Source organism: Edwardsiella hoshinae NBRC 105699 = ATCC 33379 (assembly GCF_000474215.1).
Classification (GTDB): domain Bacteria; phylum Pseudomonadota; class Gammaproteobacteria; order Enterobacterales; family Enterobacteriaceae; genus Edwardsiella; species Edwardsiella hoshinae.
Genome location: NZ_BAUC01000003.1, coordinates 123,300 through 137,558, shown reverse-complemented (window position 1 = coordinate 137,558; position 14,259 = coordinate 123,300). Strand labels below are relative to the sequence as shown.

Annotated in this window: 16 protein-coding genes; 15 read left to right on the top strand and 1 reads right to left on the bottom strand. The window is 58.1% G+C overall.

What is annotated here, in order from left to right:
* The first annotated feature begins 4 nt into the window (after positions 1-4).
* Positions 5-967 carry a 23S rRNA pseudouridine(955/2504/2580) synthase RluC gene (rluC, locus tag EHO01S_RS01490; RefSeq protein ID WP_024522293.1) on the top strand — a complete coding sequence of 321 codons (963 nt, stop codon included), beginning with the start codon at positions 5-7 and terminating at the stop codon, positions 965-967.
* 223 nt (positions 968-1,190) lie between these two features.
* On the opposite strand, the gene EHO01S_RS01485 is transcribed toward rluC, so the two are convergent.
* On the bottom strand, positions 1,191-1,784 hold the full coding sequence (locus EHO01S_RS01485) for a Maf family protein (RefSeq protein WP_024522292.1): 594 nt from the start codon (positions 1,782-1,784) through the stop codon (positions 1,191-1,193).
* Between the two features lie 140 nt (positions 1,785-1,924).
* Between EHO01S_RS01485 and yceD the strand changes: the two genes are divergently transcribed.
* The 14 genes from yceD (at position 1,925) to ptsG (ending at position 14,201) form a co-directional block, all read left to right on the top strand.
* Positions 1,925-2,446 carry a 23S rRNA accumulation protein YceD gene (gene yceD, locus EHO01S_RS01480; protein WP_024522291.1) on the top strand — a complete coding sequence of 174 codons (522 nt, stop codon included), beginning with the start codon at positions 1,925-1,927 and terminating at the stop codon, positions 2,444-2,446.
* Positions 2,447-2,462: 16 nt separating this feature from the next.
* The gene (rpmF, locus tag EHO01S_RS01475) at positions 2,463-2,633 is read left to right on the top strand and encodes a 50S ribosomal protein L32 (RefSeq protein WP_005287307.1); all 171 of its coding nucleotides are present in this window, start codon (positions 2,463-2,465) and stop codon (positions 2,631-2,633) included.
* 28 nt (positions 2,634-2,661) lie between these two features.
* Positions 2,662-3,696 (top strand): phosphate acyltransferase PlsX, encoded by a 1,035-nt coding sequence (gene plsX / locus EHO01S_RS01470; RefSeq protein ID WP_024522290.1) that lies wholly within the window; start codon positions 2,662-2,664, stop codon positions 3,694-3,696.
* A gap of 6 nt (positions 3,697-3,702) precedes the next feature.
* Complete coding sequence (locus EHO01S_RS01465; protein WP_024522289.1) at positions 3,703-4,656, top strand: beta-ketoacyl-ACP synthase III; 954 nt, start codon at positions 3,703-3,705, stop codon at positions 4,654-4,656.
* Positions 4,657-4,678: 22 nt separating this feature from the next.
* Entirely contained in the window at positions 4,679-5,608 is a 930-nt protein-coding gene (gene fabD, locus EHO01S_RS01460; RefSeq protein ID WP_024522288.1) for an ACP S-malonyltransferase, read from the top strand.
* A gap of 12 nt (positions 5,609-5,620) precedes the next feature.
* Positions 5,621-6,355, top strand: a complete 735-nt coding sequence (gene fabG, locus EHO01S_RS01455; protein ID WP_024522287.1) for a 3-oxoacyl-ACP reductase FabG — start codon at positions 5,621-5,623, stop codon at positions 6,353-6,355.
* Positions 6,356-6,509: 154 nt separating this feature from the next.
* Positions 6,510-6,746 carry an acyl carrier protein gene (acpP, locus tag EHO01S_RS01450; protein WP_005293837.1) on the top strand — a complete coding sequence of 79 codons (237 nt, stop codon included), beginning with the start codon at positions 6,510-6,512 and terminating at the stop codon, positions 6,744-6,746.
* 82 nt (positions 6,747-6,828) lie between these two features.
* Positions 6,829-8,070 carry a beta-ketoacyl-ACP synthase II gene (gene fabF, locus EHO01S_RS01445; RefSeq protein ID WP_024522286.1) on the top strand — a complete coding sequence of 414 codons (1,242 nt, stop codon included), beginning with the start codon at positions 6,829-6,831 and terminating at the stop codon, positions 8,068-8,070.
* Positions 8,071-8,172: 102 nt separating this feature from the next.
* Positions 8,173-8,985: an aminodeoxychorismate lyase gene (pabC, locus tag EHO01S_RS01440; protein WP_024522285.1), complete on the top strand. Its 813-nt coding sequence runs from the start codon at positions 8,173-8,175 to the stop codon at positions 8,983-8,985.
* A gap of 18 nt (positions 8,986-9,003) precedes the next feature.
* Positions 9,004-10,032, top strand: a complete 1,029-nt coding sequence (gene mltG, locus EHO01S_RS01435) for an endolytic transglycosylase MltG (RefSeq protein WP_024522284.1) — start codon at positions 9,004-9,006, stop codon at positions 10,030-10,032.
* A complete protein-coding gene (gene tmk / locus EHO01S_RS01430) occupies positions 10,022-10,663 on the top strand; it encodes a dTMP kinase (protein WP_024522283.1) in 642 nt (213 codons plus the stop codon). Before mltG ends, tmk begins: the two co-directional genes overlap by 11 nt.
* On the top strand, positions 10,660-11,619 hold the full coding sequence (holB, locus tag EHO01S_RS17345; protein WP_035370159.1) for a DNA polymerase III subunit delta': 960 nt from the start codon (positions 10,660-10,662) through the stop codon (positions 11,617-11,619). Before tmk ends, holB begins: the two co-directional genes overlap by 4 nt.
* 55 nt (positions 11,620-11,674) lie before the next feature.
* Positions 11,675-12,463, top strand: coding sequence for a metal-dependent hydrolase (locus EHO01S_RS01420; protein ID WP_024522282.1), 789 nt, complete (start codon positions 11,675-11,677; stop codon positions 12,461-12,463).
* A gap of 304 nt (positions 12,464-12,767) precedes the next feature.
* Positions 12,768-14,201: a PTS glucose transporter subunit IIBC gene (gene ptsG / locus EHO01S_RS01415; protein WP_024522281.1), complete on the top strand. Its 1,434-nt coding sequence runs from the start codon at positions 12,768-12,770 to the stop codon at positions 14,199-14,201.
* Positions 14,202-14,259 lie beyond the last annotated feature (58 nt).

Below are 14,259 nucleotides of genomic sequence, written 5' to 3'. Positions count from 1 at the left end.
CCCCATGAATACACAAAATACTTCCGTCAAGTTAGTCACGATCGCCGCCGACGAGGCGGGCCAGCGGATCGATAATTTTTTGCGCAACCAGCTGAAGGGTGTGCCGAAGAGTATGATTTACCGCATCGTGCGCAAGGGTGAGGTGCGGGTCAATAAGAAGCGCATCAAGCCGGAATATAAACTAGCAGCCGGGGATGAGGTGCGTATCCCGCCGGTGCGGGTCGCCGAGCGTGACGAGGCTCCGGTTTCCGCGCGGCTGGATAAAGTGGCGGCACTTAATGATTGCGTCCTGTATGAGGACGACTACCTGCTGGTGCTGAATAAGCCCTCCGGTACGGCGGTACATGGCGGCAGCGGATTGAGCTTCGGCGTGATTGAAGGGCTACGAGCCTTGCGTCCCGAGGCGCGTTTCCTCGAACTGGTACACCGTCTGGATCGCGAGACGTCAGGGGTGCTGTTGGTCGCCAAGAAGCGTTCTGCGTTACGCTCGCTGCATGAGCAACTGCGTGAGAAGGGGATGCAGAAGGATTACCTGGCCTTGGTGCGCGGCCAGTGGCAGTCGCACTGCAAGGTGGTGCAGGCGCCCTTATTAAAGAACATATTGCAGAGCGGGGAGCGCATCGTGCGGGTCAATGCGGAGGGGAAACCGTCAGAGACGCGCTTTAAAGTGGAAGAACGCTTCGCCAACGCGACCCTGGTGAAAGCCAGCCCGGTAACCGGGCGTACGCACCAGATCCGCGTCCATACCCAGCATGCCGGACATCCGATCGCTTTCGATGATCGTTATGGCGATCGCGAATTTGATCGTGAGCTGGCGGATACCGGCCTCAATCGCCTGTTTCTGCATGCGGCGGCCCTGCGTTTTGTCCACCCACATAGCGGCGAGACGATGCGGGTTGAGGCACCGTTGGACGGCACGTTGCGCCATTGTCTGGCGGTGCTACGCGCCCGTAACACGGCGCATTAACGTTCGCATCGCTTCACTCACCTCCGCTGGCTATCACGAGGCCATGCTGAGCGTCATGGGTTTCATCTCAACGCCAGGCATGGCCCGTGGCATGCTGCTGATGCATTGCGCAGCAGCATGCGCTTGCGCCTTAGGCTGACGGCCCGTGTCAGCGCATAGGTTGGCGACTGCCTCTATCGCCCACCGCGCTTTCCGGGGGGGAGCGCGGCAGCGCGCGGCGCGATTAGCCACGTGGCACCAGTAGCGGGTTGACGCCGTGACGGCGCAGCAGTGTGTTGAGCGCAATCAACGGCAGCCCGATCAGGGCGTTGGGATCGCGCCCCTCCAACCGTTCGAATAGCAGGATCCCCGCGCCTTCGCACATAAAGCTGCCGGCACAGTGTAATGGCTGTTCCAGCGCGACATAGGCGGTGATCTCCGCCTCGCTTAACTGACGAAAATGCACCTGGAAGGGTTCGCACAGGGTATGACACTCACCGCTGGTACTGTTGAGCACGCTTAATCCACTGTAGAAGGTGACGCATTGTGCGCTGGCGGCGCGCAACTGAGCACAGGCACGCTCAACGCTGAGAGGCTTGCCGCAGATTTGCCCATCCAGCACACACACCTGATCGCCGCCGATGATCAAATGATCGGGGTAGGCTACGGCCAGGGCGCGTGCCTTGGCTTCGGCCAGGCGACAGACTAACTCTGGCGCTGTTTCACCGGGCAGCGGTGTTTCGTCGGTGTGCGGTGCCGCGCAAATGAAGGGGAGCGCCAGTTTTTCCAACAAGGCGCGGCGATAGGGCGAGGTGGAGGCAAGCAGTAACGGCAACATATTTTTTTCCGAAAGCATGGCGTTAATCATGCCATCATTTTAAACTGTCCGCCGCTCAGGAAGCGAATATTGGGGAAAGGGGCGCGAGAGTGGCCTTTTCCTTTGACTCAATGGCTTTACAAAGTTAATATGCGCGCCCTATGCAAAAGGTAAAATTACCCTTGACCCTTGATCCGGTTCGCGCTGCGCAGAAGCGTTTAGACTATGTTGGTGTCTATGCTTCCGAGCAGGTTACGCGCTTAGCTGAATCTGTGGTCAGCGTGGACAGCGATGTCTGCGCTGAAATGTCCTTTTCGATCGACAATCAGCGCTTGGCTGTGATTCGCGGGCATGCCGACGTTACTGTAACGTTGCAATGTCAGCGTTGTAATCAGCCATTCCAGCATCAACTCCACGCAACGTATTGCTTCAGTCCGGTCGCCAATGACGAGCAGGCTGAGGCATTGCCGGAAATTTACGAGCCGATCGACGTCAACGAATATGGCGAGGTCGATCTGCTGGCGATGGTCGAAGATGAACTCATCCTTGCCTTGCCGGTGGTTCCGGTGCATGAATCTGAACACTGTGAAGTGTCCGACGCGGACATGGTATTCGGTCAGTTGCCTCCCGAGGCGGAAAAACCGAACCCATTTGCCGCACTAGCCAGTTTAAAGCGAAAGTAATCAAGGAGTAAGGTCAATGGCCGTACAGCAGAACAAAAAAACCCGCTCTTGCCGTGGTATGCGTCGTTCCCACGATGCGCTGACCACTGCAACCGTCTCTGTTGACAAGGTTTCCGGTGAAACTCACCTGCGTCACCACGTCACTGCGGATGGTTTCTACCGCGGTCGCAAGGTTATCGCTAAGTAATACAGCTCTGTATTAACAAGGCGATACCTTGACTCGTCTAACCCTTGCGTTAGATGCGATGAGCGGGGACTTTGGTCCCTGCATCACAGTGCCTGCCGCGTTGCAGGCACTGGCTTCAACTTCGTCACTGTCCCTTTTGTTGGTCGGCCAGCCCGACGCCATCGCGCCTTATCTCTCCGCCGCGGACGCAACGCTGCTTTCCCGCTTGCGCGTGGTCGCCGCCGAAACTGTGATCCCCAACGATGCCAAGCCATCACATGCTATTCGTCATAGCCGTGGCAGCTCGATGCGTGTCGCGCTAGAGCTGGTGAAAAATGGCGAGGCCCAGGCGGTGGTGAGTGCAGGAAACACTGGCGCGCTAATGGGGTTGGCGACACTGTTGCTAAAACCGCTCACGGGCATAGAACGCCCGGCGTTGGTGACGGTGTTGCCGAATCAACGCCAAGGGAGGACGGTGGTGCTGGATCTGGGGGCTAACGTGGCCTGTAGTAGCACCATGCTGGTACAATTCGCCGTGATGGGCGCGGTATTGGCCGAAGAGATCGTCGGCATCCCAGCTCCGCGTGTGGCGTTGCTGAATATCGGCGAGGAGGAGTGTAAGGGGCTGGACAATATCCGCGAAGCCGCCGCTGTGCTGAAGACAACGCCGGCCATCGACTATATTGGTTATCTGGAAGGCAATGATCTGCTGAGTGGAAAAACCGATGTATTGGTGTGTGACGGCTTCGTGGGTAATGTTACGCTGAAGACCATGGAGGGAGTGGTACGCATGTTCCTCTCCTTGCTGAAACCAGCGGGCGACAAACCTCGTAGCGCCTGGTGGCTACGCTGGTTAGGTCGTTGGATACAAAAAAGAGTTGCTAAGCGTTTCGGGCAGTTGAACCCCGACCAGTATAATGGCGCTTGTCTGTTAGGATTACGCGGCACCGTAATCAAGAGCCATGGGGCGGCAAACCAACGGGCATTCGCCGTCGCCATACAACAGGCTGTGCAGGCGGTGCAACGGCAGATCCCTGAGCGGATCGCGCTGCGCCTTAAGGCTGTATTACCCAAGAGTGACTAATCGTACATGCATACAAGAATTCTCGGTACGGGGAGCTACCTGCCCGTACAAGTACGCACCAATGCTGATTTAGAGAAAATGGTGGAGACCTCTGACGAGTGGATCGTCAGCCGTACCGGCATCCGTGAGCGTCGTATCGCCGCGCCGGACGAATCGGTCGCTACCATGGCATTTGAGGCCGCTAAACACGCCTTAGCGATGGCGCAGGTCGATAAAGACGACATCGGCCTGATCATCGTGGCAACCACCTCGGCGAATCACGCCTTCCCCAGCGCCGCCTGTGAGGTGCAGAATCTGCTGGAGATGCGCAACGGTTGTCCGGCGTTTGATGTCGCCGCCGCCTGCGCTGGCTTCACCTATGCCCTGAGCATCGCCGATCAGTATATTAAGAGTGGCGCGGTACGCCATGCGCTGGTGATCGGTTCCGATGCGCTGGCGCGTACCGTTGATCCGCAAGATCGCGGTACGGTGATCCTGTTTGGTGACGGTGCCGGTGCCGTGGTACTGGGAGCCTCCGAGCAGCCGGGTATCCTGTCGACGCACATTCATGCCGATGGCCGCTATGGGGCGCTGTTGACATTGCCCAATCGCCCGCGTCATACCGAAGACCAGGCTTACCTGACTATGGCCGGTAACGAGGTATTTAAGGTGGCGGTGACTGAACTGGCCCATATTGTCGATGAGACTTTGCAGGCGAACCAGCTGTCTCGAGAAGATCTCGACTGGCTGGTGCCGCATCAGGCTAACCTACGAATCATCAGCGCCACCGCCAAGAAATTGGGGATGAGTCTGGATAGCGTGGTGGTGACCCTGGATCGTCACGGCAATACTTCTGCGGCTTCGGTTCCGGCGGCGTTGGACGAGGCGGTGCGCGATGGCCGTATCCAACGTGGTCAGTTGATTTTGCTGGAAGCCTTTGGTGGAGGATTCACCTGGGGCTCCGCCTTGGTTCGTTTTTGATTTTTTGTTCAGGAAAACACTCATGTCTACATTTGCAATGGTATTCCCGGGACAAGGCTCGCAGAGCGTCGGGATGCTGGCCGATCTGGCCGCACACTATCCACTGGTCGAACAGACTTTCGCCGAGGCCTCCGAGGCTCTGGGTTATGATCTGTGGAGCCTGGTGCAGCAGGGGCCGGCCGAAGAACTGAACAAGACCTGGCAGACCCAACCGGCGCTGTTGACCGCGTCCGTAGCGATCTACCGTGTCTGGCAGCAGAACCATGGCAAGCAGCCGGCGATGATGGCAGGGCATAGCCTGGGAGAATACTCCGCGTTGGTGTGTGCCGGGGTAATTGACTTTAAACAAGCGGTACGCCTGGTCGAGCTACGTGGTCAGTTGATGCAGCAGGCGGTGCCGGAAGGTACCGGTGCCATGTATGCCATCATCGGCCTGGATAACGATGCGATCGCACAGGCCTGTGTCGACGCGGCCCAGGGCCAGGTCGTCGCACCGGTTAACTTCAACTCACCGGGACAAGTGGTGATCGCCGGTAATAAAGAGGCGGTCGAGCGTGCCGGTGCGGCGTGTAAAGCGGCTGGTGCCAAGCGGGCGCTACCCCTGCCGGTCAGCGTGCCGTCACATTGTGCCCTGATGAAGCCGGCGGCCGATAAACTGGCTGAGGCGCTGAAGGCGATCCCATTCATGGCGCCGCACTGTCCGGTGATCAATAACGTCGATGTGCAGCCGGCCAACGATGCGGAGGCGATCCGTGATGCATTGGTGCGCCAGCTGTACAACCCGGTACGTTGGACCGAAACTGTGCAGCAGATGGCCAGCGATGGCGTGACGCAGTTACTGGAAATCGGTCCGGGCAAAGTGTTGACTGGCCTGACCAAGCGTATCGTGGACAGCATGAGCGCGGCCGCGGTGAATGACTGCGCTTCCCTGAACGCCGCTCTCGAACAGTAAGACGAGGAAAACATGAGCTTAGAAGGTAAAATTGCACTGGTAACCGGTGCCAGCCGTGGCATTGGCCGCGCTATTGCCGAGACGTTGGTCGCACGCGGTGCGCGCGTCATCGGGACCGCTACCAGCGACAAGGGCGCGGAAGCTATCAGTGCCTATCTGGGCGATAACGGCAAGGGAATGGCGCTGAACGTGACTGATCCGGCCTCTATCGACAGTGTGCTGGAGCGCGTGCGTGCCGAGTTCGGCGAGATCGATATCCTGGTTAATAACGCCGGTATCACCCGCGACAATTTGCTGATGCGCATGAAGGATGATGAGTGGCAGGATATCCTGAACACCAACCTGACTTCGGTTTTCCGCCTGTCAAAAGCGGTAATGCGCGCTATGATGAAAAAGCGTTGTGGGCGCATCATTACCATCGGTTCGGTGGTGGGAACCATGGGGAACGCCGGGCAGGCTAACTATGCTGCCGCCAAGGCTGGCCTGATCGGGTTCAGTAAGTCGCTGGCGCGTGAAGTCGCTTCACGTGGTATTACTGTTAACGTGATTGCACCGGGTTTCATTGAAACCGACATGACGCGCGCACTCTCCGATGAGCAGCGCAGCGGCATTCTGGCTGAGGTTCCGGCCGGTCGTCTGGGCGATGCCAAAGAGATCGCCTCTGCTGTCGCATTTTTGGCTTCCGATGAGGCGGCTTACATTACCGGCGAGACGTTACATGTCAATGGCGGCATGTACATGATCTAAAAATCACGAAAACTATTTGCCTTTCTTGAGCGAAACACCGCAAAATAGGGCAAAATCGTGGTTTGACCAGCCGGGATTTGGTTGCATCTTTTTCAACTTTCAATACACTACGAAAACCATCGCGCAAGCGAGTTTTGATAGGAAATTTAAGAGTATGAGCACTATCGAAGAACGCGTTAAGAAAATCATTGTTGAACAGCTGGGTGTTAAAGAAGACGAAGTTGTGAATTCAGCTTCTTTCGTTGACGATCTGGGTGCTGATTCTCTTGACACCGTTGAACTGGTTATGGCTCTGGAAGAAGAGTTTGATACTGAGATTCCGGACGAAGAAGCAGAGAAGATCACCACTGTTCAGGCTGCTATCGACTACATCGAAGCTGCAAACAAGTAAGTGAACTCATCTAGGCGGTCACTCGACCGCCTACGTTTTTCCTGCGTTTAATCAGTATCATTTCCCTCCCTGGAGGACAAACGTGTCTAAGCGTCGAGTTGTTGTGACCGGACTGGGCATGTTGTCTCCTGTCGGCAATACCGTAGATTCCACATGGAATGCGCTTCTTGCCGGTCAGAGTGGCATCAGCCTGATCGACCATTTCGATACTAGCGCCTATGCAACGCGTTTTGCGGGCTTAGTAAAGGATTTTAATTGCGAAGAGCATATTTCGCGCAAAGACGCGCGGAAGATGGATCTCTTCATTCAGTACGGGATCATGGCTGGCATTCAGGCCTTCCACGACTCCGGGCTGGAGATTACGGAAGAAAACGCCCCGCGTATTGGCGCCGCTATCGGCTCCGGGATCGGCGGCTTAGGTTTAATCGAAGAGAACCACAGTGCGTTGATGCACGGCGGTCCGCGTAAGATTAGCCCGTTCTTCGTCCCGTCGACCATCGTCAATATGGTGGCCGGGCATCTGTCTATCATGTTAGGGCTGCGTGGTCCGAGCATTTCTATCGCCACGGCCTGTACCTCCGGCGTGCATAACATCGGCCATGCCGCGCGCATGATCGCCTACGGCGATGCCGACGCGATGCTGGCGGGGGGAGCCGAGAAGGCCAGTACCCAGTTGGGCGTTGGCGGATTCGGAGCCGCGCGTGCGCTCTCGACCCGTAACGATGATCCGCAGGCCGCCAGCCGTCCGTGGGATAAAGACCGCGACGGTTTTGTGCTAGGTGATGGCGCCGGCATCCTAGTGCTGGAAGAGTACCAGCATGCCTTGGCGCGCGGTGCCAAGATCTATGCCGAGCTGGTTGGCTTCGGCATGAGTAGTGATGCCTATCACATGACGTCACCGCCTGCCGATGGCGCAGGGGCGGCGCTGGCGATGGCAAACGCCTTGCGTGATGCGGGCGTGACGCCGGAACAGGTCGGCTATATCAACGCCCATGGCACCTCGACGTCAGCCGGCGACAAGGCGGAAACCCAGGCGGTGAAACGCGTCTATGGCGATGCCGCTGCGCGGGTGATGGTCAGTTCGACCAAGTCGATGACCGGCCACCTGCTGGGCGCGGCCGGCGCGGTAGAGTCGATCTTTACCATCCTGGCGCTGCGCGATCAGGTGGTGCCGCCGACCATTAACTTGGACAACCCCGATGAGGGCTGTGATCTGGACTTCGTGCCGCATGAAGCCCGCCAGGTTAGCGGTTTGGAGTATGCCCTGTGTAACTCCTTCGGCTTTGGCGGAACCAATGGCTCGATCATCTTCCGTAAGATGTAACCGGGTCACGCCGCCTAATGGCTCCTTCGGGAGCCATTTTTTTTGTCTCTGCGGGTAGAATAGGCGAATAGGGCAGCGCGGCAGAGGGAGTAAGGAGAAGGCATGTACTGGATCGATGGCGAAGAGCAGGCGCAGATTGCGTTGAGCGATCGTGGCCTGAACTATGGTGATGGGTGCTTCACCACCGCCCGGGTTTGGCAGGGGCGCATCGATGGATTGCGCGCCCATCTGGCACGCATGCAGCATGCCTGCGCGCGTCTACAGATCTACGGTGTGGATTGGGCGTGTTGGCAGGCGGAGGCTGAGCGTGCCGCCGCGCTACAAGGCGAGGGGATGCTGAAGAGCGTGATTACGCGCGGCAGCGGCGGACGCGGCTATGATCCGCATGGCGCCGACACCCCACGCCGGATCTTGCTCACGGCCGCAGCACCGGCGCACTACCCGAAGCTGCGCGAGCGGGGGATCACCTTGAGTGTCAGCCCGATACGCCTGGCGCGTCAGCCGCTGTTGGCCGGCATCAAGCACTTGAACCGACTGGAGCAGGTGTTGATCCGTGCCAACCTGGCGCAGAGCGCGGCGGATGAGGCGCTGGTGCTTGACACCCAGGATAGGCTGGTGGAATGCTGTGCGGCCAATCTATTCTGGCGCTGTGGACAGCAGGTTTTTACTCCACGTCTGACGCAGTGCGGTGTCGATGGAGTGATGCGCCAGCGTATCTGCCGTCTATTGGCGTCGAGTTCTTATCGTCTGCACGAAGTGGAGAGTGGGCTGGAGGCATTGCTCCAGGCCGATGAGGTGGTGGTGTGTAATGCGTTGATGCCGTTATTGCCGGTCAATCAGGCGGCGGGGCGGCGCTTTACGGCACGCACATTGTATCAATTTTTATTGCCGCATTGCTTAAACGGTGAGGCATAGCGGCGTGATGGCGGTGGAATGAAGAAAAAACGGATAGCCTTGATGGCGGCGTTGGTGCTGCTGTTACTGCTCGGTTTAGGTCTGCTGGGGTATCGGCAGGTGGAGCGGTTCGCTCACACGCCGTTGCCGTTGAGCCAACCGACACTGTTCAAACTGCCGGCCGGTAGCGGACGGGAGATGTTACAGACGCTGTTGCTACGCGATCGTCTGATCCAGTCGGGACGTTACCTTCCCTGGTTGTTGCAGTTGGAACCGGCGCTGGCCAAGTTTAAAGCGGGAACCTACCGACTGATGCCTGGTATGACGGTGCGTGACATGCTGGCGTTGTTTAGCAGTGGACGCGAGGCGCAATTCGATGTGCGTTTTATCGAGGGAACCCGCTTCAGCGACTGGTTGAAGGTCCTGGCCGATGCACCGCAGTTGAAGCATACCTTGCAACGGGCGAGTGAGGCGCAGATCGCCCAACAACTGGGGGTGAAGGCGGGACAGTCGTTGGAGGGGGGGTTCTATCCCGACACCTATCGTTATACCGCCGGCACCACGGATCTGATGCTATTGAAGCGCGCCTATGTACGCATGGAGAAAGAGGTGGAGCAACAGTGGGCGCAGCGTGATCGGACATTGCCCTACAAGACGCCGCAGCAGTTGGTCACCATGGCTTCGATCATCGAGAAAGAGACCGGATTAGGTGAGGAGCGTCCCAAGGTCGCCTCGGTATTTATCAACCGCCTGCGTATCGGTATGCGCCTGCAAACCGATCCGACGGTGATCTATGGTCTGGGAAAGGCCTATAATGGCAACCTAACGCGGCGCGATCTTCAGCAGCCGACCCCCTATAACACCTATGTGATCGCCGGCCTACCGCCGACGCCTATCGCCATGCCGAGTAAAGCCTCGCTGGTCGCGGCGGCGCATCCGGCCAAGACGCCCTACCTCTACTTCGTGGCAGATGGCAAGGGCGGACATGTATTTAGCACTAACCTGCAAAGCCATAATCAGGCGGTGCGCGCCTATTTGCAGGTATTAAGGGATAAGAATGAAAAGTAAGTTCATCGTGATCGAGGGGCTAGAGGGTGCCGGCAAGACGACGGCGCGCGAGGTGGTGGTGGAGGAGCTGCGCCGGCACGGGGTGCAAGAGGTGGTCTTCACCCGGGAGCCCGGCGGTACGCCGTTGGCCGAACAGTTGCGTCAGTTAGTGAAAGAGGGGTGTAGCGGGGAGACACTGACCGATCGCGCCGAGGTGTTGATGCTCTATGCCGCTCGGGTTCAACTGGTGGAGAATGTGATCAAGCCGGCGCTGGCGCGTGGCGCTTGGGTCATCGGTGACCGGCATGATCTCTCCTCGCAGGCCTATCAGGGCGGTGGGCGTGGCATCGATCCGCAACTGTTGCAGACCCTGCGTGATACGGTGCTGGGGGCCTTCAAGCCCGATCTCACCCTCTATCTGGATATCCCTCCCCAACAGGGGCTAGCGCGTGCGCGCAGTCGCGGCGAGCTGGATCGCATCGAGCGTGAGTCGCTGGCGTTTTTTGAACGTACCCGGGCGCGCTATCTGGCGTTGGCCAGCCAGGATGACAGCATCATCACCCTCGACGCCTCGCAGCCGCTGGCGCAGGTGAGTGCCGCCATCCGTCAAGCGTTGCAAGCGTGGCTGGCGCGTCAGGAGGCCCAGGCGTGAACTGGTATCCCTGGCTCAACGTCCCCTATCGTCAATTGTTGGCGCAGCATCAGAGCGGACGCGGTCACCATGCGCTGTTGTTGCATGCCATCGCTGGCATGGGGGAGGCGTCGCTGGTGTATGCCTTGGCGCGTTGGCTGCTTTGCCAACATCCCCTGGGGGAGAAGAGCTGCGGCCAGTGCCATGCTTGTCGACTGATGACGGCTGGCACGCATCCCGACTGGCATTGCCTCCAAGCGGAGAAAGGTAAAAGCACACTGGGCGTCGAGCCGGTACGTCAGATCATCGAGCAGTTGCAAAGCCATGCCCAGCAGGGCGGGGCGAAGATCGTCTGGATCGCGCGTTGCGAGCAACTGAGCGAGGCGGCGGCCAATGCGCTGTTAAAGACGCTGGAGGAGCCGCCTGCCCAGACCTATTTCCTGCTGACAACCCGAGAGCCGGCGCAGCTGCTGCCAACCTTGCGCAGTCGCTGTTTCTATCTGTATCTGGCACCGCCAGCGGAAAGCCACAGCTTGCATTGGCTGCAACAGCAACAACCCGGCGATCCCCAGGCGATGCATGCAGCCTTGCGGTTGTGCGCCGGGGCTCCTCTCGCCGCGCTGGCTTTGCTGCAACCGGCGCGCTGGGCGCAGCGTGAAGCCGTGTGTCAGGCGCTGAGCCAGGCGCTGGCAAGCCAGCAATGGCTCGATCTGCTGCCGTCGTTGAACCAGGAGGATGTTGCCGAGCGGCTGGGATGGTTATGTGCGCTGTTGTTAGATGCACAAAAACGCCAGCTCGCAGGCACCGCGAGTATCGCCAATTGTGATCAGGTAGCGCTGGTCAACCGCCTCGCGGAAACTTATGCCCCGGCTGAACTGCAACGCCTGTGGCACGCCTGGGTGGCGTGCCGTCATCAACTCCTGGCTACGCCGGGTATCAATCGTGAATTATTGCTGATGCGCCAGCTGTGCGCATAGCGCGATGCCTTGCCGGCTGATGTGTCGGCTTGGCATAGAGAGAAATAGGTTGCTTATGTATCTAGTTGATTCTCACTGCCATCTTGATGGCTTGGATTATGATGGGCTGCACGACAGCGTCGATAGCGTACTGGCCGCGGCACGCGAGCGCGGTGTCGAGTTAGTGTTGGCCGTTGCCACCACCCTGTCGGGTTATCGCGCGATGCGCACCCACATCGGCGAGCGTCCCGATGTGCTTTTCTCTTGCGGGGTGCATCCGTTGAATCTGGAAGAGCCGTACACGCCGGAGACGTTGCAGCAACTGGCCGCCGAGCCAGGAGTGATCGCGTTGGGTGAGACCGGGTTGGATTATTTCTACCAGCAGGACAACATCGCCGAGCAACAGGCATCGTTTCGCCAGCATATTCGTGCCGGCCGCGCACTGGGTAAACCGGTGATCGTGCATACTCGGGAGGCCCGCCAGGATACGCTGGCGATCCTGCGTGAGGAGGGGGCTGAGCAGTGCGGTGGGGTGCTGCATTGTTTCACGGAAGATAAGGCAACGGCGGCGGCGCTGCTGGATCTTGGTTTTTATCTTTCCTTCTCCGGAATTGTCACCTTTCGTAACGCTGAAGCGTTGCGCGAGGTGGCGCGCTATGTGCCACTCGATCGCCTGCTGGTGGAGACTGACTCCCCCTATCTGGCTCCGGTGCCGCACCGTGGACGCGAGAACCAGCCGGCTTATGTGCGCGATGTCGCCGACTATCTGGCACTATTGAAAGGTATTGACCCGCAAGAGCTGGCTGCCGCGACCAGTGCGAATTTTAGCCGCCTGTTTGCAGTAACATTGCCGCATGCCGATTAATATATTTTACGCTGCGTAAAAATGCCCATGAATGGGCATTTTTTGTGCATTTATTCGTTAATAAACTATCTGATAATTCAATATGATAGTTAATATCGGTCGATTTTCTTGCAAAAATGTTAAATAGATCGCTGTAATATGTGAAACGTGACAGCCATCAAACACAAAATACGCTATTTATTTTACTCTGTGTAAAAAACAACAGGGTGCAAAGACACCCCTTGCCCGGGGCCCTCTTCCCTATGGCACGCGCCGCCCCTGGCGTGAATAAAAAGAGCATTTTTACTCAGGAGCACACTCAGACATGTTTAAAAACGCATTTGCTAACCTGCAAAAGGTAGGCAAGTCGCTGATGCTGCCAGTATCAGTCTTGCCCATCGCAGGTATTCTTCTTGGCGTCGGTTCGGCTAACTTCAGTTGGCTGCCCGAGATTGTTTCCCATGTGATGGCCGAAGCCGGCGGTTCGGTATTTGCCAATATGCCGCTGATCTTCGCTATCGGCGTGGCATTAGGCTTCACTAACAACGATGGGGTATCGGCGCTGGCCGCCGTGGTCGCCTATGGCATCATGGTGAAAACCATGGCGGTGGTCGCACCGTTAGTGCTGCATTTGCCGGCCGAAGAGATCGCCTCGAAACACCTGGCGGATACCGGGGTGCTGGGTGGCATCATCGCCGGCGCTATCGCGGCCTATATGTTTAATCGCTTCTATCGCATCAAGCTGCCTGAGTATCTGGGTTTCTTCGCCGGTAAGCGTTTTGTGCCGATCATCTCGGGTCTGGCAGCTATTGCGCTTGGCGTGGGGCTCTCCTTCATTTGGCCGCCGATCGGCTCCGCCATTCAGCACTTCTCACAATGGGCGGCTTACCAAAACCCGGTGGTGGCCTTTGGCATCTATGGTCTGGTAGAGCGTGCGCTGGTGCCGTTTGGTTTGCACCATATCTGGAACGTACCTTTCCAGATGCAGATCGGTGAATATGTCAATGCGGCCGGACAAGTGTTCCACGGCGATATTCCGCGCTATATGGCGGGGGATCCGACGGCGGGCAAACTCTCTGGCGGCTTCCTGTTCAAGATGTACGGCCTGCCGGCCGCCGCGATTGCCATCTGGCATTCGGCGAAACCGGAGAACCGCGCTAAAGTCGCCGGGATCATGATTTCGGCAGCGCTGACCTCGTTCCTGACGGGGATCACCGAGCCGATCGAGTTCGCCTTTATGTTTGTGGCGCCGATCCTGTATGTGATCCACGCCATCCTGGCCGGTCTGGCTTTCCCGATCTGTATTCTGTTGGGGATGCGCGACGGTACCAGTTTCTCGCACGGCCTGATCGACTTCATCGTATTGAGCGGTAACGGCAGCAAGTTGTGGCTGTTCCCGATCGTCGGCCTGTGCTATGCCTTGCTGTACTATGTGATCTTCCGTGTGCTGATCGTCAAACTGAATCTGAAGACCCCGGGGCGCGAAGACAGCGCCGCCGAACAGGCGACCCAGGGCAGCAACGAGATGGCCGCTGCATTGGTACACGCCTTTGGGGGTAAGGACAACATTACCAACCTGGATGCGTGCATTACCCGCTTGCGCGTCAGCGTTGCCGATGTCGCCAAGGTGGATCAGGCCGGCTTGAAGAAGTTGGGTGCCGCAGGCGTCGTGGTGGCCGGTTCCGGCGTACAGGCCATTTTCGGCACTAAATCGGATAACCTGAAAACCGAGATGGATGACTATATTCGTAGCCATTGATGCAAGTCGGTGATACGCCTGTAACCGGGTGATTACATCGCTTCGCCCCCGTACTGAC